The organism is Pseudomonas sp. Z8(2022) (genome assembly GCF_025837155.1).
In the GTDB taxonomy this organism is placed as follows: Bacteria; Pseudomonadota; Gammaproteobacteria; order Pseudomonadales; family Pseudomonadaceae; genus Aquipseudomonas.
In genome coordinates, this window is record NZ_CP107549.1 from 2924012 (window position 1) to 2949405 (window position 25394).

23 protein-coding genes are annotated in these 25394 nt (G+C 62.7%); 7 read left to right on the forward strand and 16 right to left on the reverse strand.

Annotated elements, in window-relative coordinates; all coding sequences use genetic code 11:
* The first annotated feature begins 4 nt into the window (after nucleotides 1-4).
* On the forward strand, nucleotides 5-529 hold the full coding sequence (locus tag OEG79_RS13920; RefSeq protein ID WP_264145580.1) for a peptidoglycan binding protein CsiV: 525 nt from the start codon (nucleotides 5-7) through the stop codon (nucleotides 527-529).
* Nucleotides 530-559: 30 nt separating this feature from the next.
* Here the strand turns inward: OEG79_RS13920 and nagZ are convergent, their stop codons facing one another.
* Genes nagZ through OEG79_RS13935 form a run of 3 tightly spaced genes read right to left on the reverse strand, consistent with a single transcriptional unit; the run spans nucleotide 560 to nucleotide 2848 of the window.
* Nucleotides 560-1558: a beta-N-acetylhexosaminidase gene (gene nagZ / locus OEG79_RS13925; protein ID WP_264145581.1), complete on the reverse strand. Its 999-nt coding sequence runs from the start codon at nucleotides 1556-1558 to the stop codon at nucleotides 560-562.
* An 11-nt stretch (nucleotides 1559-1569) separates the two neighbouring features.
* On the reverse strand, nucleotides 1570-2091 hold the full coding sequence (locus tag OEG79_RS13930) for a L,D-transpeptidase (RefSeq protein ID WP_264145582.1): 522 nt from the start codon (nucleotides 2089-2091) through the stop codon (nucleotides 1570-1572).
* 49 nt (nucleotides 2092-2140) lie between these two features.
* Nucleotides 2141-2848 carry a TetR/AcrR family transcriptional regulator gene (locus OEG79_RS13935; protein WP_264145583.1) on the reverse strand — a complete coding sequence of 236 codons (708 nt, stop codon included), beginning with the start codon at nucleotides 2846-2848 and terminating at the stop codon, nucleotides 2141-2143.
* A gap of 229 nt (nucleotides 2849-3077) precedes the next feature.
* Here OEG79_RS13935 and lexA point away from each other — a divergent pair, with 229 nt between their 5' ends.
* Together lexA and sulA are read left to right on the forward strand one after the other, a co-directional pair.
* Nucleotides 3078-3692: a transcriptional repressor LexA gene (gene lexA / locus OEG79_RS13940; RefSeq protein WP_264145584.1), complete on the forward strand. Its 615-nt coding sequence runs from the start codon at nucleotides 3078-3080 to the stop codon at nucleotides 3690-3692.
* 9 nt (nucleotides 3693-3701) lie between these two features.
* Nucleotides 3702-4172, forward strand: a complete 471-nt coding sequence (gene sulA, locus OEG79_RS13945; RefSeq protein ID WP_264145585.1) for an SOS-induced cell division inhibitor SulA — start codon at nucleotides 3702-3704, stop codon at nucleotides 4170-4172.
* A gap of 63 nt (nucleotides 4173-4235) precedes the next feature.
* Here sulA and OEG79_RS13950 read toward each other — a convergent pair whose 3' ends face one another.
* The 6 genes from OEG79_RS13950 to fadB all read right to left on the reverse strand — a co-directional run bounded on the left by OEG79_RS13950 (nucleotide 4236) and on the right by fadB (nucleotide 11602).
* On the reverse strand, nucleotides 4236-4472 hold the full coding sequence (locus OEG79_RS13950) for a hypothetical protein (RefSeq protein ID WP_012018126.1): 237 nt from the start codon (nucleotides 4470-4472) through the stop codon (nucleotides 4236-4238).
* An 80-nt stretch (nucleotides 4473-4552) separates the two neighbouring features.
* On the reverse strand, nucleotides 4553-5071 hold the full coding sequence (locus OEG79_RS13955; protein WP_264145586.1) for a DUF6586 family protein: 519 nt from the start codon (nucleotides 5069-5071) through the stop codon (nucleotides 4553-4555).
* Between the two features lie 149 nt (nucleotides 5072-5220).
* A complete protein-coding gene (gene topA / locus OEG79_RS13960) occupies nucleotides 5221-7827 on the reverse strand; it encodes a type I DNA topoisomerase (protein ID WP_264145587.1) in 2607 nt (868 codons plus the stop codon).
* A 105-nt stretch (nucleotides 7828-7932) separates the two neighbouring features.
* Nucleotides 7933-8175 (reverse strand): DUF1653 domain-containing protein, encoded by a 243-nt coding sequence (locus tag OEG79_RS13965; RefSeq protein WP_264145588.1) that lies wholly within the window; start codon nucleotides 8173-8175, stop codon nucleotides 7933-7935.
* 73 nt (nucleotides 8176-8248) lie between these two features.
* Nucleotides 8249-9424 carry an acetyl-CoA C-acyltransferase FadA gene (fadA, locus tag OEG79_RS13970; RefSeq protein WP_264145589.1) on the reverse strand — a complete coding sequence of 392 codons (1176 nt, stop codon included), beginning with the start codon at nucleotides 9422-9424 and terminating at the stop codon, nucleotides 8249-8251.
* Between the two features lie 30 nt (nucleotides 9425-9454).
* Complete coding sequence (fadB, locus tag OEG79_RS13975) at nucleotides 9455-11602, reverse strand: fatty acid oxidation complex subunit alpha FadB (RefSeq protein ID WP_264145590.1); 2148 nt, start codon at nucleotides 11600-11602, stop codon at nucleotides 9455-9457.
* A gap of 468 nt (nucleotides 11603-12070) precedes the next feature.
* On the opposite strand from fadB, the gene OEG79_RS13980 reads away from it, so the two are divergent.
* Together OEG79_RS13980 and OEG79_RS13985 are read left to right on the forward strand one after the other, a co-directional pair.
* The gene (locus OEG79_RS13980; RefSeq protein WP_264145591.1) at nucleotides 12071-12892 is read left to right on the forward strand and encodes a hypothetical protein; all 822 of its coding nucleotides are present in this window, start codon (nucleotides 12071-12073) and stop codon (nucleotides 12890-12892) included.
* A 148-nt stretch (nucleotides 12893-13040) separates the two neighbouring features.
* Nucleotides 13041-13490 carry a universal stress protein gene (locus OEG79_RS13985; RefSeq protein ID WP_264145592.1) on the forward strand — a complete coding sequence of 150 codons (450 nt, stop codon included), beginning with the start codon at nucleotides 13041-13043 and terminating at the stop codon, nucleotides 13488-13490.
* Nucleotides 13491-13565: 75 nt separating this feature from the next.
* Here OEG79_RS13985 and OEG79_RS13990 read toward each other — a convergent pair whose 3' ends face one another.
* The gene (locus OEG79_RS13990; RefSeq protein WP_264145593.1) at nucleotides 13566-14252 is read right to left on the reverse strand and encodes a DUF6901 family protein; all 687 of its coding nucleotides are present in this window, start codon (nucleotides 14250-14252) and stop codon (nucleotides 13566-13568) included.
* Nucleotides 14253-14270: 18 nt separating this feature from the next.
* Nucleotides 14271-16196: an ATP-binding cassette domain-containing protein gene (locus OEG79_RS13995; protein WP_264145594.1), complete on the reverse strand. Its 1926-nt coding sequence runs from the start codon at nucleotides 16194-16196 to the stop codon at nucleotides 14271-14273.
* Between the two features lie 236 nt (nucleotides 16197-16432).
* Here OEG79_RS13995 and OEG79_RS14000 point away from each other — a divergent pair, with 236 nt between their 5' ends.
* Nucleotides 16433-18361 carry a transglycosylase SLT domain-containing protein gene (locus OEG79_RS14000; protein ID WP_264145595.1) on the forward strand — a complete coding sequence of 643 codons (1929 nt, stop codon included), beginning with the start codon at nucleotides 16433-16435 and terminating at the stop codon, nucleotides 18359-18361.
* Nucleotides 18362-18416: 55 nt separating this feature from the next.
* On the opposite strand, the gene OEG79_RS14005 is transcribed toward OEG79_RS14000, so the two are convergent.
* The 3 genes from OEG79_RS14005 to yegS form a co-directional block, all read right to left on the reverse strand.
* On the reverse strand, nucleotides 18417-19223 hold the full coding sequence (locus OEG79_RS14005) for an MOSC domain-containing protein (protein ID WP_264145596.1): 807 nt from the start codon (nucleotides 19221-19223) through the stop codon (nucleotides 18417-18419).
* Nucleotides 19224-19301: 78 nt separating this feature from the next.
* Nucleotides 19302-20234 (reverse strand): chemotaxis protein CheV, encoded by a 933-nt coding sequence (locus tag OEG79_RS14010; RefSeq protein WP_264145597.1) that lies wholly within the window; start codon nucleotides 20232-20234, stop codon nucleotides 19302-19304.
* A gap of 93 nt (nucleotides 20235-20327) precedes the next feature.
* Nucleotides 20328-21245 carry a lipid kinase YegS gene (gene yegS / locus OEG79_RS14015; RefSeq protein WP_264145598.1) on the reverse strand — a complete coding sequence of 306 codons (918 nt, stop codon included), beginning with the start codon at nucleotides 21243-21245 and terminating at the stop codon, nucleotides 20328-20330.
* A 172-nt stretch (nucleotides 21246-21417) separates the two neighbouring features.
* On the opposite strand from yegS, the gene OEG79_RS14020 reads away from it, so the two are divergent.
* On the forward strand, nucleotides 21418-22116 hold the full coding sequence (locus tag OEG79_RS14020) for a pirin family protein (RefSeq protein WP_264145599.1): 699 nt from the start codon (nucleotides 21418-21420) through the stop codon (nucleotides 22114-22116).
* A 50-nt stretch (nucleotides 22117-22166) separates the two neighbouring features.
* Here OEG79_RS14020 and OEG79_RS14025 read toward each other — a convergent pair whose 3' ends face one another.
* Nucleotides 22167-23726 (reverse strand): FGGY-family carbohydrate kinase, encoded by a 1560-nt coding sequence (locus OEG79_RS14025; RefSeq protein ID WP_264145600.1) that lies wholly within the window; start codon nucleotides 23724-23726, stop codon nucleotides 22167-22169.
* A gap of 85 nt (nucleotides 23727-23811) precedes the next feature.
* Nucleotides 23812-25392 (reverse strand): glycerol-3-phosphate dehydrogenase/oxidase, encoded by a 1581-nt coding sequence (locus OEG79_RS14030; protein WP_264145601.1) that lies wholly within the window; start codon nucleotides 25390-25392, stop codon nucleotides 23812-23814.
* Nucleotides 25393-25394: the final 2 nt, after the last annotated feature.

Sequence of the window (25394 nt, forward strand, 5' to 3'; positions counted from 1 at the left end):
TCACATGACGCGCCCATTGCACCTGATCGCCCTGCTGCTCTGCCTGCTCGCCCCAAGCGCCTTCGCCGAACGTCTGTATCAGGTGGAACTGCTGGTATTCCGCCAGGCGGGTGAACCGGTCATCGCGCCGAAGATCGCGCCGGACGACTGGGCAGGCACCGCACTGCCGATTGCCGGCAGCGAGCGCCCTACCCGCCTCGACAATGAAGCCGCCAAGCTCAATCCGGGCAACGGCTATCAGGTTCTACTGCACAAGGCCTGGAGCCAGACGCTGAGCAGCACGCCGAGCCGCGTTGCGATCAGCAGTGGTGATGCCCATCTCGGCCACCATCCGGTCGAAGGCACCCTCGCCTTCACCCAGGATCGTTTTGCCGATCTGGATCTGGAACTGTGGATCAATCACTTCAGCGCCGACGGCCTGCTGGAAAGCAGCGAGCACATGAAGGTCGCCCAGCGCCTCAAGGACAACAGCCTGACCTATCTGGACCATGGCAGCCTGGGAGCACTGGTACGCATCAGCCCGCTTTAAGCAAGCGGGCCCGGGTGAAGGTCTTTCGTCTCAGTCAATCAGCTGTGCAGCCCTGAGCGCAGCTACGGCCGCCGACCAGCGCGGCGCCTGGCGGTAATCGGTACAGGCATGTCCACGTCCGCGCATGCGCTGCAGACGCTCGGCAGACCTGACCTGCAGGCGCTGCAACGCGCTGAGGGCCAGTTCGGCAGAACCACGGTCATTACAAACCAGACCCATGTCGCAGCCGGCCGCGAGCGCCGCTTCAATGCGCTTGCCGGCATCGCCGACCACATGCGCGCCAGCCATGGACAGGTCATCACTGAATATCACCCCGTCGAAACCCAGTTCGCCACGCAGGATGTCCTGCAGCCAGCGACGAGAAAACCCTGCCGGCTGCTCATCGATCTGCGGATAGATGACGTGCGCCGGCATCACCGCATCCAGCTCGCCCGCCAGACGTTTGAATGGCTGCATGTCGCAGGCGCGGATCTCATCAAGGCTGCGCTCGTCAACCGGAATGGCAACGTGGGAGTCCGCCTCTGCCCAGCCGTGACCGGGAAAGTGCTTGCCGGTGGCAGCCATACCGGCCAGATGCATGCCACGGATGAAGGCGCCAGCGAGCATGGCGGCGCGTTGCGGGTCGCCGTCGAAGGCACGACTGCCGACCACGGCACTGCGCTGATGGTCGAGGTCCAGCACCGGAGCGAAGCTCAGATCCAGCCCGACCGCCAGCACTTCGGTCGCCATCAGCCAGCCACAGTGCTCGGCCAGTTCTTCGGCATTGTGGTTATCGGCGATAGCACGCATCGCCGGCAGCCGCAGGAACCCCTGACGCAGGCGCTGCACCCGGCCGCCCTCCTGATCCACCGCCAGCAACAGATCCGGCCGCACCGCACGAATGCTCTGACACAGCTCTCGCACCTGACGCGGCGATTCGATATTGCGGGCAAAAATGATCAGACCGCCCACCTCGGGCTGGCGCAGCATCTGGCGATCCTCGGCGGTCAGCCAGGTACCGGCGATGTCCATCATCAAAGAGCCTTGCATGAACCTGTTCCTTATTTGAAATCCTGATTTGCAGCCGGGTACGGTGCTTCATCGATACGCACCTTGCAGTGAGGCGGCACAAGGTCGAAGAGCGCCAGCATGTCGGCATTGCGCAAGCGAATGCAGCCATGGGACAACGGCTCGCCCATGGGTTCCGTATCCGGCGTGCCGTGCAGATAGATGTAGCGACGGAAGGTGTCGACCTCGCCCATGCGATTGCGCCCCGGCTCGAGACCGCTTAACCAGAGAATGCGGGTGAGAATCCAGTCACGACCGGGAAACTGCGCGTGCAACTGCGGCGACCACACCTCGCCAGTCCAGCGGCGGCCACGCAGCACGGCAGCCAGAGGCAAACCGCCACCAATCTTCGCACGCACCTGATGCAGGCCACACGGCGTGCAACCCGAACCGTTGCGCTCACCCGGCCCGTTGAGCGCGGTGGAGACAGACAGGCTGAGCACCGGCTGCCCGGCACAAAAGCCGTAAAGCCTCTGATCGGCAATGGAGATATGGAGTAGATCGAGATCGGGCATGGGCCGCTAGCTTAGCCGAAGGGAGAAGCCAAGCCCACCTGCGACCAAGTCAAACCTTGGACGCAGTGCTCGGCGTCTTGCTTCGCGGCTTGAGTTGCGCCTCGGCCAAGGCCGGGTCGCTGATGCCGGTTTCCGAACGCATGCCTGCGGCCAGAAACGGCACCATCATGCGCATCACCTGCTCGATCGAGGTATTGACGCCGAAATCGGTCTCGGACATCGCACGCAAGGCCTTGATACCGGACATGCTGAACGCTGCGGCGCCAAGCATGAAGTGCACACGCCAGAACAGTTCCAGCGGCGGAATGCGCGGCGCGGCGTCGTGCACCAGCAGCATGTAGCGACGGAACACCTTGCCGTAGACCTCTTCCAGGTATTTGCGCAGGTGCCCCTGACTCTGGCTGAAAGCCAGGCCCAGCAGACGCATGAAGATGGAAAGGTCGTTACCACTACGCGGTTTCACCGCCAGCGCCTGCTCGACCAGCAGTTCGAGCAGCTCTTCCAGGGAAGCCTGGGTTTCGGACTTGGCCTGACGGCGATCCAGTTCCTTTTCCAGACTGGCGCAGAATGGCCCGAGGAAGCGCGAGAAGACCGCCTGAATAAGCGCCTTCTTGGAACCGAAGTGGTAGTTGACGGCCGCCAGGTTGACCCCTGCCTTGCTGGTAATCAGCCGCAGCGAGGTCTCGGCGAAGCCTTTCTCCGCGAACAGCTGTTCCGCAGCATCGAGAATGCGTTCAACGGTTTCCGACTGAGCCATGAGCTATCACCTGACAAACACTTGTTTGAAACATACGTTTCAGGCAGTCAGATTGTCAAGTCGCGTAAGGCGTCTTTTGGCCGGCGGGTCACAGCTTACAACAAGCAGAGACGCAGACTCACCAGCACGGGTAACAAGCCGGGCGACAGCGCACTACGAAATTGAGCGTTGCCAAGCCCGCCTTACTGTATATAATCCCAGTCACTGTATAAAAAGACAGAGCCCAGCCATGCTGAAACTGACGCCACGCCAAGCCGAGATTCTCGCCTTCATCAAGCGCTGCCTGGAAGACAACGGCTACCCCCCTACCCGCGCGGAAATCGCCCAGGAGCTGGGGTTCAAATCACCCAACGCAGCCGAAGAGCACCTCAAGGCCCTCGCGCGCAAGGGTGCCATCGAGATGACTCCTGGCGCTTCTCGCGGTATCCGCATACCCGGTTTCGAGGCAGGCGCCGCGAACGAGGATGAAGGCCTGCCGGTAATCGGCCGTGTCGCTGCAGGCGCGCCGATCCTCGCCCAGCAGCATGTCGAAGAATCCTGCCAGATCAACCCTTCCTTCTTTCAGCCCAAGGCCGACTACTTGCTACGCGTACGCGGCATGAGCATGAAGGACATCGGCATTTTCGATGGCGACCTGCTCGCCGTACACACCACTCGAGAGGCACGCAACGGCCAGATCGTCGTCGCCCGTATCGATGACGAAGTAACGGTCAAGCGTTTCAAGCGCGAGGGCAACAAGGTCTGGCTGATTGCAGAGAACCCTGAGTTCGCCCCGATCGAAGTGGACCTGGAACACCAGGACCTAGTCATCGAAGGTTTGAGTGTCGGTGTAATCCGCCGCTGAGGAAACGCCATGCAGATGCAGCAGTCGCTCGAGCGTCCACAACTTCCCCTTTTCGACGCCTTTCTTGCCGGTGTCGCAGGCGAGCCCCAGGTTACCGATGACATTGCCCGCCGCGAGGATGATCAGGCATTCAGCGAACTGGCTCTGCGCGGCGCCGCCGGCCATTGCCTGCACCTGCTGGCGCCGATTCTGCGCGAACTGAGCCAGAACCAGGACGCACGCTGGCTGACCCTAGTGGCGCCGCCCGCCAGCCTCACACAAAGCTGGTTGCGTGAAGCCGGACTCAATCGCGAACGCATCCTCCTGCTGCAACCACGGCAAGGGCAAAGCGCTCTGGAGCTCGCCGAGGATGCACTCAAGCTGGGCCGCAGCCATACCGTGATCAGCTGGCTGCACCCGGTCGAGCGCAGCACTCGCCAACGTCTGGCACAGGCTGCCCAGACCGGCGGCGCGCAAAGCCTGAACATCAGCCTGGGCTGAACCATTCCCGCAAATGAAAACGGAGCTCCACTGGAGCCCCGTTTACGTTGTGTGGCAGCGTTTTCAGTGCAGGACGCGCGGCCCTTCTTCCTCGCTGCTGAAATCACCCTCGGCCATACGACCGGCCATCTGCACTCCGACATTGAGCATGGCCTTGGCCACCTCGATGTGCTGCCCCTGCAGAAAAGCCTTGGCATCAGCGGAGAAGTCCAGAGTCACGAGCGCCTCTTCATCCTCTGCACGACGCAGGGCAATACGCCCATCGGGCAGTTCGACGATTTCCAGAAAGGATGTTGGCATGGCTCAGTCTCTGTGCAAAAACACGACATTGTAACAGTCAGCCGGGGTCATCCCCAGCCCACTGGTCCAGTTAAACGCAATCAGCACTCGCTGAGACCTTCACGGAAACGCAGCACCAGAGCCTTGAGTTGCTGGCGCCAGGACTCGATATCGTCGAGGCTCAGCTCGACCGGCTCCGGGCCAATGCTGACGGCCGTGATCAACGGCATCGACGGGTCGACCTTGGCCTTGCGTTCCTCGCGCGGCGGCTGGAACAGCTCAGCATAGGCAGCCAGCAATTGCGCCAGCCAGGTTTCCCGCTGCTGAGCGAGCTCGACCAGTTCAGCCAGCTCCGGGCTGGGCGAACCTTCGAGTACAGCCTGCTGAACGAATGCCTCGACACGCGAAGGCGCAAGGTCGCTCATGCGGTAATAGCCGGCAATCTCGTGGCACAACCCAAGCAGCCCGCCATACAGGTGGAACAGCGCAGCCTCACGCTCGGCTTGCACCAGTGCCTGCACGTTGAACGCGGAGGAGTCTTCTGCCTTGCGCCAGTTCTCCAGAGCAATACCGGCGAAGAAGATTTTCTGATTGGTGCGGGTGTAGATTTCTTTGGCCATTATGGCGACCTCCACAGCAGATCAGGTCATGATACGCGCCTCAGCCAGTAGCCAGAGGCGCATCTCGTCAGCCTTTCAGGGTCTTTCCCGCGAGCTGGAGCCAAGCCTGCAACGAGGCCAGGCCGGGCGCAGCAGATGATGAACAGGCTCTAGCGCTTGTCCTCGACCTTCCATTTACCGCCATCGTAGAACGCACGCCAGCCGGTCGGCTTGCCGTCGACCTCGGACTGCACGTACTGCTCCTTGGTCTTGCGGCTGTAGCGAATCACCGCCGGACGACCGTCCGGATCCTTCTGCGGGGCCTCGCAGAGGAAGTGGTACTTCGGATCGATCTCGTGCTTGTGCGGGACGATTTCCAGCACCAGTGGAGCGCGAGTCTCGCGGTTCTTGGGGAACTGGCTGGCTGCGAGGAACAGCCCGGATGCACCGTCACGCAGTACGTAGGTGTCGTCCACCTTCTCGCACTTGAGCTCGGGCATCTCCACCTTGTCCATCTTCGGTGGCGCCGCCTCACCATTCTTCAGCAGCTTGCGGGTGTTCTTGCAGCTGGGATTCGTACAACCGAAGAACTTGCCGAAACGACCGGTCTTGAGCTGCATCTCGCTGCCGCACTTGTCGCATTCCAGGCTCGGGCCTTCGTAGCCCTTGATACGGTACTGCCCCTGTTCGATCTCGTAGCCCGTACAGTCCGGGTTGTTGCCACAGATGTGCAGTTTGCGGGTTTCATCCAGCAGATAGGCATCCATCGCGGTGGAACAGATCGGACAGCGGTGCTTGCCGAGCAACACGCGGGATTCGGACTCGCCCTCGTCGTCCGCAGCGATCTCGTCGCCCGGTACCAGGTTGATGGTGGCCTTGCAGCGCTCCTTCGGCGGCAGCGCATAGCCGGAGCAACCGAGGAACACGCCGGTGGAGGCGGTACGAATCATCATCGGCCGGCCGCACTCGCGGCACGGAATGTCAGTCAGGGTCGGCTGGTTGGCACGCATGCCGCCCTCGCCTGCTTCGGCAGCTTCGAGCTTCTTCTTGAAGTCGCCATAGAACTCGTCGAGCAGGTTCTTCCACTCGCGCTCACCCTGGGCCACATCGTCGAGATGCTCCTCCATGGTGGCGGTGAAGCTGTAATCCATCAGGTTGGCGAAGCTCTCGTCGAGACGCTCGGTGACGATGTCGCCCATCTTCTCGGCATAGAAGCGGCGGTTGTGCACCGTCACGTAGCCGCGATCCTGAATGGTGGAAATGATCGCAGCGTAGGTCGACGGACGGCCGATGCCGCGTTTTTCCAGCTCCTTGACCAGGCTGGCTTCGGAATAGCGCGCCGGCGGCTTGGTGAAGTGCTGGCTGGGGTCGAGCTGAATCAGCTTGAGGCCCTCGCCTTCCTTCATTTCCGGCAACACGTCGTCCTCACCCGGCTTGCTCTGCTGCGGCAGAACACGGGTATAACCGTCGAACTTGAGGATACGGCCCTTGGCACGCAGTTCGAAATCACCAGCGGCCACGGTGACGCTGGTGGACAGGTACTCGGCTGGCGGCATCTGACAGGCGACGAACTGGCGCCAGATCAGGTCATACAGGCGTTCGGCGTCACGCTCCATCCCCGACAGCTGAGTCGGGCGCAGGTTGACGTCGGACGGACGAATCGCTTCGTGCGCCTCCTGGGCGCCTTCCTTGCTCGAATACAGGTTGGGCTTGCCCGGCAGGTACTTGTCACCGTACTCGCTGCCGATGAAGCCGCGCACCATCTCCACAGCGTCATTGGACAGGTTGGTCGAGTCGGTACGCATATAGGTGATGTAGCCGGCCTCGTAGAGACGCTGGGCCATCATCATGGTCTTCTTCACCCCGAAGCCCAGGCGGTTGCTTGCCGCCTGCTGCAGGGTGGAGGTGATGAAGGGAGCCGACGGCTTGCTGCTGGTCGGACGGTCTTCACGCTTGACCACGCTGTAGCTGGAAGCCTTGAGCTTCTCCAGCGCGGCCATGGCCTGGGCTTCGTTGACCGGCTTGAAGGCAGCACCACCTTCACGCACCACCTCGAAACGCACCTTGGCGTTCTTCGCAGTACCGAGGTCGGCATGCACTTCCCAGTATTCTTCCGGGACGAAGGCACGAATTTCCTTTTCGCGCTCGACCACCAGCTTCACCGCCACCGACTGCACGCGACCGGCAGACAGGCCGCGGGCGATCTTGGCCCACAGCAGCGGCGAGACCATGTAGCCCACCACGCGATCGAGGAAGCGACGCGCCTGCTGGGCATTGACGCGGTTGATGTCCAGCTCGCCGGGCTTGGAGAAGGCTTCCTGAATGGCCTTCTTGGTGATCTCGTTGAACACCACGCGCTTGTAGCGGCTGTCATCGCCGCCGATGGACTCGCGCAGGTGCCAGGCGATGGCTTCCCCTTCGCGGTCCAAGTCGGTTGCGAGATAGATGGTGTCGGCATCCTTGGCCAGGCGACGCAGTTCCTCGATCACCTTTTCCTTGCCGGGCAGGATCTCGTACTTGGCCTTCCAGCCGTGCTCGGGATCGACGCCCATGCGGGCGAACAGCTGACGTTTGGCCTTTTCCTTGGGCGACAGTGCCGGCGCCTCGGCGGCAGCCTTGCCGCGCTTGGCCGGCTCCTTGGTGGCGCTTGCCGAGCCGCTGGTAGGCAGGTCACGGATATGGCCGATGCTCGACTTCACCACGTACTGGCTGCCCAGGTACTTGTTGATGGTCTTGGCCTTGGCCGGGGATTCCACGATGACCAGCGATTTGCCCATGGATCAGAGAATTCCTAAAAATGCGAAATATAGAAGGCAGGGAGCCTTGAGGCCCCGCTATATATAGTGGTGACCAAGCGAAGGTCAAGCGCAGGGGCTGCGCTCTCAGACTTCCGAACCTCCGATAGGGCTGACTTCAGCCTGTATCAAAGCAAAGCGTGGAACCCGCTTGCCGTCCACCTCGATCTCTTCGCAGAACATGCTCAGCGGCCGCACCCACAGGCCAAACTCGCCGTACAGCGCCTGATAGACGACTACGTCTTCCTCGCTCTCGGAATGGCGTGCCACACCGAATACGCGGTACTGCGGGCCTTTGTAATGGCGATAGAGTCCTGGCTGCAACTGCATGAGCGATTCCCGAAATAAAAAGCCGTAAAAAGCAAAACCGGGGCACTGGGCCCCGGTTTCTGTCCATTGACGCTTAAACGCGTTCGAAGACGGTGGTGATGCCTTGGCCAAGGCCCACGCACATGGTGGAGACACCGAAGGTGCCGCCGTTCTGCTTCATGACGTTGAGCAGGGTACCGGAGATACGGGCACCGGAACAACCGAAGGGGTGACCCAGGGCGATCGCGCCGCCGTGCAGGTTGACCTTCTCTTCCATCTTGTCGAGCAGCTTCAGGTCCTTCAGCACAGGCAGGGCCTGGGCCGCGAAGGCTTCGTTGAGCTCGACGAAATCGATGTCGGCCATGGTCAGACCGGCACGCTTGAGCGCCTTCTGAGTGGACGGCACCGGGCCGTAACCCATGATCGCCGGATCCACACCGGCAACGGCCATGGCGCGAACCACGGCCATCGGCTGGATGCCCAGGTCCTGAGCACGCTGGGCGCTCATGACGATCATGCAGGAAGCGCCGTCGGTGATCTGCGAGGAAGTACCTGCAGTCACGGTGCCACCTTTCGGGTTGAATGCCGGCTTCAGCGCAGCCAGGCTCTCGATGGTGGTTTCCGGACGAATGGTTTCGTCGTAGTCGAACATCTTCAGGAAACCGTTCTCGTCGTAGCCCTGCATCGGGATGATCTCATCCTTGAACTTGCCTTCGACGGTAGCCTTGTGCGCCAGACGGTGCGAACGCTCACCGAAGGCGTCCTGCTGCTCACGGCTGATGCCGTGCATCTTGCCCAGCATCTCCGCGGTCAGCCCCATCATGCCGGAAGCCTTGGCGGCGTACAGCGACAGGTGCGGGTTCGGGTCGACGCCGTGCATCATACCGACGTGGCCCATGTGCTCCACACCGCCGACGACGAACACGTCGCCGTTGCCGGTCTGGATTGCCTGCACGGCGGTGTGCAGGGCGCTCATGGACGAACCGCACAGACGGCTGACGGTCTGGCCGGCGCTGGTGTGCGGGATCTGGGTCATCAGCGACGCCATGCGCGCGATGTTCCAGCCCTGCTCCAGGGTCTGGTTGACGCAGCCCCAGATCACGTCCTCGACTTCAGCCGGGTCGATCTTGCTGTTGCGCTCCAGCAGTTTGCTGATCAGGTGCGCGGACATGGTCTCGGCGCGGGTGTTGCGGTGCATGCCGCCCTTGGAACGACCCATCGGGGTACGACCGAAGTCGACGATCACTGCATCTCTAGGATTCAGGCTCATATTTCTACTCTCGCTCTGTTCGCTGCGCGATTAACCGAAGAACTTCTGGCCCTTGGCGGCCATTTCACGAAGCTTGGCGGTCGGGTGGTACAGCGCGCCCAGGTCGGCATATTTGTCAGCCAGGGCGACGAATTCGGCTACACCGATCGAATCGATGTAACGCAGCGCACCACCGCGGAAGGGCGGGAAGCCGATACCGTAGATCAGGCCCATATCGGCCTCGGCTGCAGTGTCGACGATGCCGTCTTCCAGGCAACGAACGGTTTCCAGGCACAGCGGGATCATCAGGGCATTGATGATGTCTTCATCGGTGACTTCACGCTGCTCGTACACGACCGGCGCCAGCACTTCCTGGATAGCGGCATCGGCCACTTTCTTCGGCTTGCCACGCTTGTCGGTCTCGTAGGCATAGAAGCCCCTGCCGTTCTTCTGACCCAGACGATTGGCTTCGTACAGCGCGTCGACAGCGGTCTTGCGCTCTTCCTTCATGCGTTCCGGGAAGCCTTCGGCCATCACGTCGCGGGCATGGTGGGCGGTGTCGATGCCGACAACGTCCATCAGGTAGGCCGGGCCCATGGGCCAGCCGAACTTCTCCATGATCTTGTCGATGCGGACGAAGTCGACACCGGCGCTGACCAGCTTGGCGAAGCCGCCGAAGTACGGGAACAGCACGCGGTTGACCAGGAAGCCGGGGCAGTCGTTGACCACGATCGGGTTCTTGCCCATCTTCTTGGCGTAGGCAACGGTAGTAGCCACAGCCACTTCGCTGGACTTCTCGCCACGGATCACCTCGACCAGCGGCATCATGTGCACCGGGTTGAAGAAGTGCATGCCGACGAAGTTTTCCGGACGCTTCAGCGCCTGGGCCAGGTAGGTGATGGAGATGGTGGACGTGTTGGAAGCGATCACCGCATCTTCACGCACATAACCTTCCACCTCGGCCAGCACGGCGTGCTTGACCTTCGGGTTCTCGACCACGGCTTCGACCACGATGTCGACGTTGCCGAAGTCACCGTAGGACATGGTCGGGCGAATGGCATTCAGCGCCTCGGCCATCTTCGCCGGAGTCATGCGGCCTTTCTCGACGCGCTTGCCAAGCAGCTTGGAGGCCTCGTTCAGCCCCATCTGGATACCCTCTTCGCGGATATCCTTCATCAGGATCGGAGTGCCCTTGGAGGCCGACTGGTAGGCGATACCGCCGCCCATGATGCCGGCGCCGAGCACGGCTGCCAGTTTCACGTCGCGAGCGATTTCGTCGTGGTGCTTGGCCTTCTTCTTCAACTCCTGATCGTTCAGGAACAGGCCGATCAGGCTCTCGGCGACCGAGGTCTTGGCCAGCTTGACGAAGCCGGCGGCCTCGACTTCCAGCGCCTTGTCACGACCGAAGTTGGCAGCCTTCTGAATGGTCTTGATGGCCTCGACCGGAGCCGGGTAGTTCGGACCCGCCTGACCGGCGACGAAACCCTTGGCGGTCTCGAAGCACATCATCTGTTCGATGGCGTTGAGCTTGATCTTTTCCAGCTTGGGCTGGCGCTTGGCCTTGTAATCCAGCTCGCCGGAGATGGCGCGCTTGACCAGATCCAGCGCGGCGTCCTTGAGCTTGGCAGGAGCGACCACGGCATCGACGGCACCGACCTTGAGGGCATCGGCTGCCTTGTTTTCCTTGCCGGAAGCGATCCACTCTACAGCGTTGTCGGTGCCGATCACGCGCGGCAGGCGCACAGTACCGCCGAAGCCCGGGTAGATACCCAGCTTGACTTCCGGCAGACCGATCTTGGCGGTCTCGCTCATTACACGGTAGTCACCGGCCAGGCACATTTCGAAACCGCCGCCCAGGGCGATGCCGTTGATGGCAACCACGGTCGGCACGGCGAGGTCTTCGAAATCACTGAAAATCTTGTTGGCTTCCAGATTGCCGGCCACCAGCTCTTCGTCGGGCAGTTTGAAGTTATCGACGAACTCGGTGATGTCGGCACCGACGATGAACACGTCCTTGCCACTGGTGACAATCACGCCCTTGATCGAACCGTCAGCCTTGATCGCGTCCACGGAGGCGCGCAGCTCGTTGAGGGTAAGACGGTTGAATTTGTTGACGGACTCACCCTTGAGGTCGAAATTCAATTCGACGATGCCGCTCTCAAGAGCCTTAACCGTGATGGCTTTACCTTCGTAAATCATCAACTGATCTCCACGGTATGGAAGCTGAACAGTACACATCGGAGCCAACCGGCAGGCCAGCCCGCGGCACAGCCGTCGAGCATAGCTCCAATCGGTAAGACACACCCACCGACGCGATATTCGGGCTGTAATGGCGCGCCTAACCAGGCAAACGCTCAATTCATACGCCCGTTTGATTTGGGTGTGCACACCTTCAGGGAAAAGCCCGCGCTTGTCAATTGGCCTCTTTTCGTCGTTTTCCCGACGTTTTCCGCAGGCCTGGTCATTCGCGGGCTCCAGCGCTTATCGATAAACCGCATCAATATCACGCCATTGCGCGCCTTTTCCCCGCCCGTTGGCGACATATCCAAGCGCCTAGCCAAACGGTGAAGCTCGGGGTACAGTCGTCTCACCTTCAGGTGGCACAGGGCCATCCGGGAGCAATACAACAACAAATCGAGCCCCATGATGGGCCACACGGAGTCGCCAATGTCGAGCCGCCGTTCGCTTGAATTCCCCCTGAGCGCTCTGCTCGTTTTTCTCTTTACGCTTTTCTTCCCGCCCCTGCTCAGCGCAGCCCCGACCGATGATCTGCTCCGCCTGCACCAGCTGCGCCTGGCTACCCAGAAGAGCCTGGGCGACTTCTATATGTACAACGGCATGGAAGGCGATCAGCGCTACGCCCGCATGATTGGCGAGTCGCTGCAGGAGGGCCAGGCGTACCTGGACGGCCTGGGCGAAATGCCCGGCGAGGCGAGCAAGGCGCTGCGCGGCCAGCTGCAAGCCAACTGGCAGAGTTATCGCAGCGCACTACAGGCGCTGATGGAAGCCATGCGCAGCCAGGGCTATACCGACCTGCAACCGGTTGCCGACCTGGCCGACAACAATCAGCGCCTCATGGCCATCAGCGACGAGCTTTACCAGAAGATTCAGCAGGAAAGCGGTTTCAGCGTGCCGCCGCTGACCCAGAAGAGCCGCGACCAGAGCCTGCTGATGCAGAATATCGCGGTGGACTATGCCTCGCGCAGTGCCTCGGTCGGCACCAGCTTCTTCGGCGGCGGCGAAGAGCGCGGAATCGATGAGCTGGTCGGCGAGTTCGCCAACCAGCTCGGCAGCCTCAGCAGCGCCCAGCAGAACACCCCGCAGATCAGCGCCGCACTGAACTCCATCGAGACCAAATGGCGTTACATCGAGAAATCCCTGCGCAACTACAATGAGAACACCGTACCGTTCCTGATCAGCAAGTATTCCGACAGCATCATCGAGGGTCTGGAAGGCGTTTCCGCACAGTACGCCGCCAATCAACTGTAATTACCCCCTGTTTTCCGGCCTGCCTGGCCAGCCATCGCCCGGTGCTCGCATCGGGCTTTTCTTTGCCCGTTCAGACCAGTCGCCCTATCGCGCACAATGGGGCCATACTTGGGACAGAGCCATTTGCTTCCTTAAGGAGGAGTTCACCATGCCTTACCAGCACATTCTGGTCGCCGTCGATCTGACAGAGGAATGCGACCCCGTAGTGGTTCGCGCGCAGAAGCTGGCCCAGGCCAGCGGTGCCAAGATGTCCCTGGTGCATATCGTCGAGCCGATGGCCATGGCCTTTGGTGGTGACGTGCCGATGGACCTGTCGATGCTGCAGCAACAGCAGTTCGAGCAGGCCCGCGAGCGCCTGGACAGCTTCACCGGCAAGTACCCGGAACTCACCGCCGATCAGCGCCACCTGGCTTATGGCCAACCCCGCCAGGAAATCCACCGCCTGGCCGCAGAGCAGGGTTGCGATCTGATCGTGGTTGGCAGCCATGGCCGCCACGGCCTGGCGCTGCTGCTCGGCTCCACCGCCAATGACGTGCTGCACGGAGCGCCCTGCGATGTGCTCGCCGTGCGTCTGAAGAAGGTGGAAAAAAGCGCCTGATGTGCCAGAGGCCGACAAGGCCTGACGCACCAGAAGACCGCTGACGGGCAAGGGGCGCGCGCGGCGCCCCTGCCATCACTCGAACGAATCGCCCGCGCTCATCACCAGCGGGCGGATCTTCTGCAACTGGGTTTCCAGGGACACCGTCATGCTTGACGACATCGAGAAGAAGGTCAGGAAGGCCTTCAGATTGGAGTCGCCTTCGCAGGTGTCGTGAATACGCTGCCAGAAGGCCTGGTTGACCAGCTTGAGTTGCTGGAAGAGGCGCACCAGCCCCTTAAGTTCCCAGTCAGCCAGACGCCCCTCGCGCATATTGAAATACTGCCGCGCCAGGTACAGCGACACCGCACGCAGGATGAACTCCTGGTTGTTGGCAAACGGCAGATGCTGCTGCGCCATCGGCCTCAGGCGCGCCAGCACCGGGCAGGCGCTGGTGGCCATGATCACCCCAAGCAGCGCACGCAACCCCTCCTCCAAACCGACCTGCTTGGTGTATTCGCGATCAGGCGTGCGCACCCAGACACTGGCCTTCTTGAAAGCCGGCAGGCCACGGAAGTCCTCGATCACCCGATGCAGATCGACTGCAGCCGGGCAATGGCTGAACTGCTCGCGGCTGAGCGGGCAATTGCTGCACTGCTGATGCGCGAGACGGGTCCAGGCAGGCGCCTGTTGCGCTTCGGCGGGGTCGTATTCGCGACTCAGTTCGATCCGATAGCTGAACTGATGATTATCGTCGAGGGTAATGCGGTACTCGATGGCCATTGCCCGTTCGTTCCTTCGTCAGCCTTCCAGCTCTGCCCAGCGCTCGAGCAACTCGTCCATTTCCTTCTGCAGGCTGTCGAGACGCGCCAATACCTCCGTGGTGACCTGCACCGGCTGCTGATAGAAGGCAGGGTCGGATACCTGCTCCTGCACCGCCGCCATTTCCTGCTCCAGGGCGTCGATCTGCCCGGGAATCGCTTCCAGCTCGCGCTGCAGCTTGTAGCTTAATTTCTTCTTCGCCGGCTCGGCGCTCACCTGCGCGGGGGCCGCTGGCGCCGGGGTCGGCGCTTCGACGATGGCCGTGGCCAGCTCGGCCTTGCCGGACTTGCTTTCGCCCACGCCGAGCAGGCGCGGCGAACCGCCCTGGCGCAGCCAGTCCTGATAGCCACCCACGTATTCGCGCACCCTGCCCTCCCCCTCGAACACCAGGGTGCTGGTCACGACGTTATCGAGGAAGGCACGGTCGTGGCTGACCATCAGCACGGTTCCGGGGAAGTTGAGGAGTACTTCTTCGAGCAGTTCCAGGGTTTCTACATCCAGATCGTTGGTCGGTTCGTCCAGCACCAGGAGGTTGGCCGGCTTGCTGAACAACTTGGCGAGCAACAGTCGTGCCCGTTCGCCCCCCGACAGTGCCTTGACCGGTGTGCGGGCCCGTTGTGGGCTGAACAGGAAGTCGCCCAGGTAGCTCAGCACATGGCGGCTCTGGCCATCGATGGTGATGAAGTCGCGACCTTCGGCGACGTTGTCGATCACAGTCTTTTCCGGCTCGAGCTGGTGACGCAATTGGTCGAAATACGCCACTTCCAGTTTGGTGCCGACCTCGATGCTACCGCTGGACGGCTGCAGATCACCGAGCAGGAGCTTGAGCAGCGTGGTCTTGCCGGTACCGTTGGCGCCGAGCAGACCGATGCGGTCGCCGCGCTGCAGGACCATGGAGAAATCCTTGACCAGGAACGGGCCGCCGCCATGCGCGAAACTGACGTTCTCCGCCACCATCACCTGCTTGCCGGACTTGTCCGCGGTCTCCAGCTGGATATTCGCCTTGCCCTGACGTTCGCGGCGCTCGGCACGCTCGGCGCGCATCGCCTTGAGCGCACGCACACGGCCTTCGTTACGGGTACGGCGGGCCTTGATGCCCTGACGAATCCACACCTCCTCCTGGGCCAGGCGCTTGTCGAACAGCGCGTTGGCGGTCTCTTCGGCGGCTAGCTGCTGCTCCTTGTGCACCAGGAAGCTGGCGTAGTCACCGTTCCAGTCGATCAGGCCACCGCGATCCAGCTCGAGGATGCGTGTAGCCAGATTCTGCAGGAAGGAGCGGTCGTGGGTGATGAACAGCACGGCGCCGCCGAAATCCTTGAGGGCCTCTTCCAGCCAGGCGATGGCACCGATATCCAGGTGGTTGGTGGGCTCGTCGAGCAGCAGCAGATCCGGCTCGGACACCAGCGCCTGCGCCAGCAGCACACGACGGCGCCAGCCACCGGAAAGCTCGGCCAGGGTCTTGTCGGCCGGCAACTGCAGGCGGCTGAGGGTGCTGTCGACCAGTTGCTGCAGGCGCCAGCCATCTTTGGCTTCCAGCTCCTGCTGCACATGCATCAGTTGCTCGAGGTCGTCATCGCCGTTGATGTTCTGCGCCAGGTGGTGATAGCGCGCCAGCAGCTCGCCAACCCCGGCCAGCCCCTCGGCGACCACGTCGAACACGGTACGCTCGTCGGCGCGTGGCAGCTCCTGCGGCAACTCGCCGATCTTCAGTCCCGGGGCGCGCCAGATCTCGCCGTCATCCGGCATCTGGTCGCCCTTGACCAGGCGCAGCATGCTCGATTTGCCGGTGCCGTTGCGGCCGATGATGCACACGCGCTCACCCCGCGCGATCTGCCAGGACACTCCGTCGAGCAGGGGCATGGCGCCATAGGCGAGGGATACGTCGGCAAACTTGAGCAGGGTCATGAGCATCTCCAGAAACAGGCGGCGCATTCTACCCGAGTTGCCAGTCGGCTGTTGCCGTTTCCACCGAGCGGGCAGGCGGCGCATCGTCACGCCAGCAGGCGCAGGCGCGCGCTTTTTTGCCGCATGTGTCCGACCCGCCAGGCGGCATTCACCGCGCCCCGCCGAAACGCTAAGCTAGAGGTATGCAACGACACGGATCGTGTTGCCCCATACCTCTGCTTGCCCCCGGAAATGCCATGCGCAGTCGCTTTTTCTCCGTTGTTTCCTGTCTGATCCTTGCCACCACCGGCATCGCCAGCGTCGAAGCCGCCAGCCTCACCCAGCAGCGTCAGTACTACGATGAAGCCAAGCGCGCCCTGGCAAAGGGGGACAGCGGCCCTTACCGCCAGTACGCCAGTGCCCTGCGCGACTACCCGCTGACGCCTTATCTGGCCTATGACGAGCTGACCAATCGCCTCAAATCGGCAAGCAACGCCGAGATCGAGAAATTCCTCGCCGACCATGGCGACCTGCCCCAGGCCAACTGGATGAAGCTGCGCTGGTTGCGCTGGCTGGCCGAACGAGGCGAATGGAAGCCCTTCCTCGACCATTACGACCCGGCACTCAATTTCACCGAACTGGACTGTCTGTACGGCCAATACCTGTTGAGCCATGGCCAGACCGCCGAAGGCAATGCCACTGCCGAGAAGCTCTGGCTGGTCGGCAAATCCCAGCCCAATGCCTGCGACCCGCTTTTCGAGCGCTGGGCCGCCAGCGGCCAACTCACCGAGCAGCGTCGCTGGCAGCGCACCAAGCTGGCCGTGGAAAGCGGCAACTACGGCCTGGCGAACTTCCTGATCAAGGGCATGCCAACGCTCGGCGAGCGCGGCAAGCTGATGGTCGAAGTCGCACAGAAACCGCAACTGCTGAAGAACACAGCGCGCTTCGCTCCCGCCGACGAGGCCATGAGCGATGTGGTCGGCATTGGTCTGCGTCGTCTGGCCCGGCAGGAGCCCGAAGAAGCCCTGGCCCTGCTCGACGGTTACGCCCAACGCATGAAATTTTCCGCCGATGAACAGGTCGCCATCGCCCGCCAGGTCGGTCTGCGCCTGGCACAACGCTTCGACCTGCGCGGCCTGCAGGTCATGGCCAAGTACGATCCGCAACTGCGTGACAACACCGTCAGCGAGTGGCGCGCCCGCCTGCTGCTGCGCCATGGCCGCTGGGAAGAGGCCTATCAGCTGACCCAGAAGATGCCGGCCGAACTGGCCAGTAGCAACCGCTGGCGTTACTGGAACGCGCGCAGCCTGCAACTGGCGCAGCCCAACAGCCAGCAACCGGCAGTGCTGTACCAGGCATTGGCCAAGGAGCGCGATTTCTACGGGTTCATGGCCGCCGATCAGGTCAAGGCGCCCTACTCCCTGAACAACCAGCCACTGGTGCTCGATCCCAAGGTGGTGCAGAAAGTGCGCAACACCGCCGGCATCAAGCGAGCCATGGAGTTTCATGCGCGCGGCCAGATCGTCGACGGCCGTCGCGAGTGGTATCACGTCAGCCGTCTGTTCAGCCGTGACGAACTGGTGGCGCAGGCGCGCCTGGCCTACGAAATGGAATGGTATTTCCCGGCCATCCGCACCATCAGCCAGGCCCAGTACTGGGACGATCTGGACGTGCGCTTCCCCATGGCCCATCGCGACGAACTGGTCCGCGAAGCCAGACGCCGCGACCTGCACTCGAGCTGGGTGTTCGCCATCACCCGCCAGGAAAGCGCCTTCATGGCCGACGCCCGCTCTCACGTCGGTGCCATGGGCCTGATGCAACTGATGCCGGCAACGGCCAAGGAAACCGCGCGCAAGTTCGGCATCCCCCTGGCCTCACCGCAGCAGGCGCTCAACCCGGACCTCAACATCCAGCTCGGCGCTGCCTACCTGAGCCAGGTGTATGGCCAGTTCAACGGCAACCGCATTCTCGCCTCGGCTGCCTACAACGCAGGCCCCGGCCGGGTACGCCAGTGGTTGCGCGGCGCCAACCACCTCAGTTACGACGTCTGGGTGGAGAACATCCCGTTCGACGAAACCCGCCAGTACGTGCAGAACGTGCTGTCCTACTCGGTGATCTACGGCCAGAAGCTGGGCGCGCCGCACCCGCTAGTGGCGTGGAACGAGCGCTTCTTCGACGATCAGTAATGCAAAAGCCCCGGTCAGACAATATCTGACCGGGGCTTTTCATGACGCCCGCCTGCTATTCCAGCACCTGCACCGTCATACCCAGCTGCAATTCGCCGACACCGCGCGGCAGCAGGTTCTGCCCGAAGAACACATCACCGCCGCGCTCACGATAGGTCTTGAGCGTGGCCAGCGGTTCGCGCCGTGCATCGCGCTCACCGGTCTGCGGATCGACGGTGGTAAGGATGCAACGGGCGCAGCCCTTGGCCACTTCGAACTCCAGCTCTCCGATGCGGATGCGCTTCCAGCTGTCTTCGGCGTAAGGCTCGCTGCCGGTGACCACCAGATTGGGGCGGAAACGCAGCATCGAGAGCGGCTGACCGACACGTTGGGACAGATCGTCCAGCGAGGCCTGGCCGATCAGCAGCAGCGGGAAACCATCGGCGAAGGCCACACGGTCACCCGGCTGGGCATAGCCGGTATCGACCTGACGAGCGCGTCCTTCGGGCACCTGCACCAGACGGCAGGCCTTGCCCAGCAGGGCGCTGAGCCATTCGGCAGCCTCGTCGCCGGCATCCGGCACCCGCAGGCTGTCGCGCCAGATGATGACGCCGCGCAGGTCCTGGTCGGGGTCGGGAAGTGCCACGGAAAGATCGTCCTGACCGGGTGCACTCAGGATGAGGCCTCCGCGCGCATCATATACGGCGCTCAACTGACTCATCTGCGGTAGCAGGCGTTGGGTGATGAAACGGCCGTTGTCGGCGTCGACCAGCATCCAGCGCCGATCACCATGCAGCCCGAGGGCGTCGACCGCGCTGCGCTGCAAGGCCTCGCCACGACCGGACTTGAGCGGATAACGGTACAGCCCCGAGAGACTCGGCATGGTTCAGCTTCCTGTCGGCAAAAACGCCGTTATACGAGTTGACGGCGTTGCTCACAAGCTCTGCGGGGCGTAGAGGACTCAGCGAGGTTCGTCCAGCTCAAGGCGCTGACGGATCACATCCACCAGTTTGTCCGGCTGAAATTTGGAGAGGAAGTTGTCGCAGCCGACCTTCTTCACCATGGCCTCGTTGAAGCTGCCGGACAGCGAGGTATGCAGCACCACGTAGAGGTCCTTGAGACGCGGGTCGTGGCGGATTTCACTGGTGAGGCGATAACCATCCATCTCCGGCATCTCGGCATCGGTGAAGACCATCAGCAGCTTGTCGGTCATCACCTCGCCGGTATCGGCCCATTTCTTCAGCAGATTGAGCGCCTTCAGACCGTCACTGGCCATGTGCATACGGATGCCCAGCTGCGACAGGGTATCGCGCAACTGGCTGAGCGCGACGCTGGAGTCGTCCACCAGCAGCACTTCACGACCGCGCGCCTTTTCCAGCAGAGGGTCGGCGAGTTTTTCCGCGGACACTCTGGTACTCATCGGTACGATCTCGGCCAGCACTTTTTCCACGTCGATGACCTCGACGATCTGCTCATCAACCTTGGTGATCGCAGTCAGGTAATGCTGGCGGCCGGCACCGCCGGGCGGTGGCTGGATCGACTCCCAGTTGAGGTTGAGGATGCGATCCACGCTGCCAACCAGAAAGGCCTGCACAGAGCGGTTGTACTCGGTAACGATGATGGTGCTGCGCTCATCCGGCACCAGCGGGCGCATGCCGATGGCCTGTGACAGGTCGATCACCGGCAGGGTCTGGCCACGCAGGTTGACCACGCCACAGACGAAGCGATGACGTTGCGGCATCAGCGTCAGCTTGGGCATCTGCAGGACTTCCTGCACCTTGAACACGTTGATGGCGAACAACTGCCGGCCGGCCAGGCGGAACATGAGAATTTCCAGACGGTTCTCGCCGACCAGTTGCGTGCGTTGATCCACTGAATCGAGAATGCCGGCCATCATGGGCTCCAGGGTATATGGGGGTGAGTCTAGTCTGCCTTATGGGTTATCGGCCGACTGCCGGCAGACTGAAGCACTGCTGGCGTACAGCCATCATGCCTCAGCCCCAGGCGCCTGACCAGTGAGCAACGGCGAATGGTCGGGCAGATGCAGACGCAAGGCGCCGGGTTGTGCGCTGAAGCGCAGACGCTTGCTTTCCATGGGCTCACCGTCGAGGTTCAAATCCAGTCCCTCCAGTGCCTCGACCTCCAGCCAGGGCAGCCGTGCACTGATGGCCACACTCTGCAGGCCGCGCATGCCGCCCGTAAGCAGCGTGCCGAGGGTACTCACCACATCCTGCGCCGCCGGCACGATGCAGACATCCAGCAAGCCATCATCGATGGTCGCATCCGGACAGAGCAGATGCCCGCCGCCGGCCTGACGGCCATTACCAATACCCAGGGCTAGAAATTCGCCCTGCCACTCAAAGTCTGGCCCGTGAAAACGCCCCGCAGCGGCACGCACTTCAGAGAAGCGACTGAGCCCGGTCAACAGATAGGCGGCGCCACCCAGGACTTTCTTGAGATCTTCCGAGGTATTGGCCGTGACATTGGAACCGAAGCCGCCGGTGGCCATATTGAGGAAGGCGCGCTCACCCGCCATGCCCACGTCCACCGCTACCGGCTCCACATCGAGCAGCGTCAGCGCCGCAGCCGGCGTCAGTGGCACACCGGCTGCGTTGGCGAAGTCGTTGGCCGTACCCAGTGGCAACAAGGCCAGGCTGGCCGCCCCCCGCACCTTGATCAACGCCTCGACCACATCGCGCAGGGTACCGTCACCGCCACCGGCGATCAGGGTCGGATAACCCGCCGCCAGCCCTTCACGCACCAGACGTTCGGCATCGCCGCCTTCCCAAGTCAGGCGAACCGCCAGATCCCAGCCACGCTCACGCAGGCCGTTCACGGCCGCCCTCACTTCCTCATTCAACGCCTGCTTGCCATGCAGGATCAGCCATGCCTTGCGTTCGCGCATTGTCGTCTCCTTGAAAATCAACGAATGCCTAATGCGAGGCTTTCGCTCAATAAATCGAATAAACAGATAATTAAACCGCACAAAATGCGCTTTTAAATCGATCCACCCAAATAGATCATGCGCCCATCGCATCTGCACGGGGCTGAACCCGTGCACGACAGGAGGATTGACCATGATCGATGTACGTCCGTTCGAACAACTCGGTGGCGCCAACCACGGCTGGCTGAATGCCCGCCATCACTTTTCCTTCGCCGAATACTACGACGCCGAGCGAATGAACTGGGGGCGCCTGCGCGTCTGGAATGACGACGAGATCGCCCCGCACTCGGGCTTTCCGCCGCATCCGCATCGCGACATGGAGATCATCACCTACGTACGCGAAGGGGCCATCAGCCATGAGGACAACCTGGGCAACAAGGGCCGTACCGAGGCCGGCGACGTGCAGGTGATGAGCGCCGGTACCGGTATCGCTCACAGCGAGTACAACCTGGAGGACGAAACCACCAAGATCTTCCAGATCTGGATTCAGCCGAACCAGGCCGGCCTGCCGCCTTCCTGGGGAGCCAAACCGTTTCCCAAAGGCGACCGTTCGGGTTCCTTCGTCACCCTGGCCAGCGGCTTCGAAGAAGATATTGACGCCCTGCGCATCCGCACCGATGCCAGGCTGGTGGCTGCCACCATCAACGCGGGAGAGAGCGCCGAATACCGCCTACAGCCGGGTCGCAAGGCCTATCTGGTCGGCGCGACCGGGGTATTCAGCGTCAACGGTGTGGCCGCCAAAGCACGTGACGGCGTGGCCGTTGCGGATGTCGAGGTGATCCGCGTCGAAGCACAGGAAGACAGCGAGATCGTACTGGTGGATGTCGCCTGAGGCCAAAGACGTCGCCCTCCGTCTGGAGGGCGATTTTTTGTCGGAGCGTTTTACGCCGGATAACCGGTGATCTTGCGAATGCGCTGGTACAGCGGCTTGAGCTGGCGATACATGCGCTGGTAGACCTGTCCGTAGAGTTGCTCGTAAGTACGCTGTGCAGCCGGGTTGGGCAGGAACACCTGGCCGACCCGGGTCATGGCGGCGATGGCGCTCGGGTAATCGGCATGCAACCCCAGGCCCACCGCGCAGTTGATCGCCGCGCCCAGGCCGCTGGTTTCGTACAGATGCGGTCGCTCGGCGGGCAGGCCGAAGATGTCGGCCGTCAGTTGCATCGCCGCATCGCTCTGCGCGCCCCCGCCAGATACACGCAGGCGCTTGATACGTGTGCCGGAGCGTTTTTCGATACGTTCCCTGCCCTGACACAGGGCGTAGGCCAGGCCTTCGAGAATGGCGCGGTAGAGATGCGCGCGGGTGTGCACATCACCAAAACCGATGATCGAGCCCTTGGCCTCCAGTCCCGGTTCGCGGATGCCCGGCGTCCAGTATGGCTGCAACATCAGCCCCATTGAGCCGGGCGGCACGGCGTTGACCAGTTCGTCGAACAGCGCCTCGGGCGACACACCCAGCGCCTCGGCACGCTGCATCTCACGCAGGCCGAACTCGCGCTTGAACCAGCTGACCATCCAGAAGCCGCGGTAGATCATCACCTCGGTATTGAAGTGATCCGGCAGGGCCGCCGGATAGGGTGGAATCAGGCGAACGGTTTCCAGATAACGACTGCGTGTGGTGTTGATGGTCGCGGTGGTGCCGTACGAAAGGCAGGCAGTGCCGGGCTCCATAGCACCGGAACCCAGCACCTCGCAGGCCTTGTCGGCACCGGCGGCAATCAGCGGCAGGCCCTCGGGAATGCCGGTATGACGGCTGGCCTCGGCGCTGATCTGGCCCAGTCTCTCTCCCGGCCTGAACAGCTCCGGCAGTTGCTCGGGGCGTACGGAAAGTGCCTGCCACTTCCAGTCGCCGGGCGCAGCCCAGCGCAGGCGCTTGTAGTCGAACGGCAGGTAGGCCACGCAACTGCTGGTCGAATCGACGAAGCGACCACACAGACGATGGGTGAGAAACCCCGAAAGCAACAGCACCTTGTGCGTGCGCGCAGCGATGTCCGGCTGATGCTGGGCAACCCAGTTGACCTCGGCCTGACCACGGAAGTGATTCACTGCCTCCTCGGCCCGCGCCAGCTTGAACAGCCAGCCCCACAGGCCCTTGATGCGCCCCTTTACCTCGGCACGACGCTGATCGAGCCAGAGAATCGCCGGACGCAACGGCGCGCCCTGCTCGTCGACATGGATGATGCTGCCGCGCTGGGTTGTCACGGCGACGCCCTTGATCTGACTGCGATCGATGTCCACCTGCTGCCACAGCAACCGGCAGGCCTCGCCGAGGCTGGCCCAGTAGTACTCCGGGTCCTGCTCGGCCCACCCCGGCTCGCTGGAGAAATAGGGGTCGAGTTCGACCTTGCCCTTGGCGAGCAGATTGCCCTTGGTATCGAACAGCAGCGCACGCACGCTCTGGGTGCCGTTGTCGATGCTCAGCAGGTAGCTTGGTTCGCTCAAGGTACGGTCCTTCTTACTTGAAATGGAGCATCCTCCACTCTCCCGCTTGCGGGAGAGGGAGCCGATCGGAGCTGCCGCAAGCTAGTCATCCCCCCTGCGGCAGGCTGTAACAGCGCTGCCACAGCGCCAGGTAATCACCCTCTTCCTGCTGCCAGCGCGCATCACTCCAGCCCAGGCGCGGCTGGCACAGTGCGCGGATACGTGGCAGTTCTGCACGACCGCCTTCAGCCAGCAGCAGGCCGAGGCGCGTGCGGCGTAGCAGCAGATCGTCCAGGTGCAGCACCAGTTCGCCTTCGGCAGCCCAGGCCAGTTCGGTCCACAGGGTATCGGTGCCGGCGACGCAGTCGCCGCCAATCTCCGTAATCAGGCGCAGCACCTCCTTCAGTTGCCGGCCATGGCGGCCAAGCAGGCGGCGTTGCTGCGCCTGGCTCAGGTGCGGCATGGCCGGCGGCGTACCGTCACGAAATACGGCGCAACCACGATCATCCACCGCTTTGCCGACGAATCCCGCACAGGCCCGCAGCACCTCCAGCGCCAGCAAGCGGAAGGTGGTCAGCTTGCCGCCAGCCAGGGTCACGCTACCCGGTTCGATCCACAGCGCATGCTCGCGCTTTTCATCCGAGGGTTTCAGTGCGCTGTCGTCATCGCTCACCACCGGCCTTACGCCCGCCCAGGTCGACAGCACATCGCCACGCCCCACCTGAGCAGCGGGGAACTGCTGGGAACAGGCGGCCAGCAGGTAATCGACTTCTTCGTTGCCGATCGCTGCCTCGGCATCCAGGTCAGCGGTGTGATCCAGATCGGTGGTGCCGATCACCGTTGCCCCCTCCCAGGGGAAAACGAATACCGGCCGGCCATCGCTTGCATGCATGAAGCTGAAGGCATGTGCTACCGGCAGGCGCCAGCCTGGCAGCAGCAGATGACTGCCACGCAGCGGACGGACACGACCATTGCCTGACTGGCGCAGACGGTCGGCCCAGGCACCGGTGGCCTGCGCCACGGCGCGGCTGCGCAGGCGATACTGCCTGCCCGTTTCCACATCCTCGGCGAGCACACCGACCACCCTGCCCGCCTCGCGCAGCAGCTCGACCACGCGCATGCCATTGAGCGCCTCGCCGCCTTCGGCGCGCGCCTCGCCGAGCACGCGCTGCACCAGACGCGCATCGTCGGTCACCGCATCGAAGAAACGCGTTCCCCCCAGCAGGCCATCTTCACGTATGCCCGGTGCCAGGTAACGCAGCTGCTGCAGCGGGTAGAACAGATGATTGCGCTTGCCGGCCAGAGCGTCATACAGACTGAGCAGGCCGCCGAACACCTTCGGCCCGGGAAAACCGCCGCGATAATGCGGCATGACGAAGCTCAACGGCTCCACCAGCCCCGGCGCCTCGCCGAGCAGACGCTGGCGCTCGCGCACCGAGTCGCGAGTCAGCCGTAGCTGGCCCTTGGCGACGTAGCGCAAGCCGCCGTGCACCATCTTCGAGGAGCGGCTGGAGGTGCCCCAGGCGAAGTCGCGCTGTTCCAGCAGCAGGCAGCGCCAGCCACGCCGCGCCGCCTCACGGAGGATACCGGCGCCGCAGATGCCGCCGCCGATTACCAGCAGATCCCAGTCGCGAGCAGCCAGCTCAGGCAGCGCGCGCGTGCGCCAGGCGGCGTTCCAGGGCTCCATGC

Excerpts from the sequence above, each read along its gene's own strand:
- OEG79_RS13920 (WP_264145580.1), top strand. The coding sequence starts at position 5 with ATGACGCGCCCATTGCACCTGATCGCCCTGCTGCTCTGCCTGCTCGCC.
- nagZ (WP_264145581.1), bottom strand. The coding sequence starts at position 1,558 with ATGCAAGGCTCTTTGATGATGGACATCGCCGGTACCTGGCTGACCGCC.
- OEG79_RS13930 (WP_264145582.1), bottom strand. The coding sequence starts at position 2,091 with ATGCCCGATCTCGATCTACTCCATATCTCCATTGCCGATCAGAGGCTT.
- OEG79_RS13935 (WP_264145583.1), bottom strand. The coding sequence starts at position 2,848 with ATGGCTCAGTCGGAAACCGTTGAACGCATTCTCGATGCTGCGGAACAG.
- lexA (WP_264145584.1), top strand. The coding sequence starts at position 3,078 with ATGCTGAAACTGACGCCACGCCAAGCCGAGATTCTCGCCTTCATCAAG.
- sulA (WP_264145585.1), top strand. The coding sequence starts at position 3,702 with ATGCAGATGCAGCAGTCGCTCGAGCGTCCACAACTTCCCCTTTTCGAC.
- OEG79_RS13950 (WP_012018126.1), bottom strand. The coding sequence starts at position 4,472 with ATGCCAACATCCTTTCTGGAAATCGTCGAACTGCCCGATGGGCGTATT.
- OEG79_RS13955 (WP_264145586.1), bottom strand. The coding sequence starts at position 5,071 with ATGGCCAAAGAAATCTACACCCGCACCAATCAGAAAATCTTCTTCGCC.
- topA (WP_264145587.1), bottom strand. The coding sequence starts at position 7,827 with ATGGGCAAATCGCTGGTCATCGTGGAATCCCCGGCCAAGGCCAAGACC.
- OEG79_RS13965 (WP_264145588.1), bottom strand. The coding sequence starts at position 8,175 with ATGCAGTTGCAGCCAGGACTCTATCGCCATTACAAAGGCCCGCAGTAC.
- fadA (WP_264145589.1), bottom strand. The coding sequence starts at position 9,424 with ATGAGCCTGAATCCTAGAGATGCAGTGATCGTCGACTTCGGTCGTACC.
- fadB (WP_264145590.1), bottom strand. The coding sequence starts at position 11,602 with ATGATTTACGAAGGTAAAGCCATCACGGTTAAGGCTCTTGAGAGCGGC.
- OEG79_RS13980 (WP_264145591.1), top strand. The coding sequence starts at position 12,071 with ATGTCGAGCCGCCGTTCGCTTGAATTCCCCCTGAGCGCTCTGCTCGTT.
- OEG79_RS13985 (WP_264145592.1), top strand. The coding sequence starts at position 13,041 with ATGCCTTACCAGCACATTCTGGTCGCCGTCGATCTGACAGAGGAATGC.
- OEG79_RS13990 (WP_264145593.1), bottom strand. The coding sequence starts at position 14,252 with ATGGCCATCGAGTACCGCATTACCCTCGACGATAATCATCAGTTCAGC.
- OEG79_RS13995 (WP_264145594.1), bottom strand. The coding sequence starts at position 16,196 with ATGACCCTGCTCAAGTTTGCCGACGTATCCCTCGCCTATGGCGCCATG.
- OEG79_RS14000 (WP_264145595.1), top strand. The coding sequence starts at position 16,433 with ATGCGCAGTCGCTTTTTCTCCGTTGTTTCCTGTCTGATCCTTGCCACC.
- OEG79_RS14005 (WP_264145596.1), bottom strand. The coding sequence starts at position 19,223 with ATGCCGAGTCTCTCGGGGCTGTACCGTTATCCGCTCAAGTCCGGTCGT.
- OEG79_RS14010 (WP_264145597.1), bottom strand. The coding sequence starts at position 20,234 with ATGGCCGGCATTCTCGATTCAGTGGATCAACGCACGCAACTGGTCGGC.
- yegS (WP_264145598.1), bottom strand. The coding sequence starts at position 21,245 with ATGCGCGAACGCAAGGCATGGCTGATCCTGCATGGCAAGCAGGCGTTG.
- OEG79_RS14020 (WP_264145599.1), top strand. The coding sequence starts at position 21,418 with ATGATCGATGTACGTCCGTTCGAACAACTCGGTGGCGCCAACCACGGC.
- OEG79_RS14030 (WP_264145601.1), bottom strand. The coding sequence starts at position 25,392 with ATGGAGCCCTGGAACGCCGCCTGGCGCACGCGCGCGCTGCCTGAGCTG.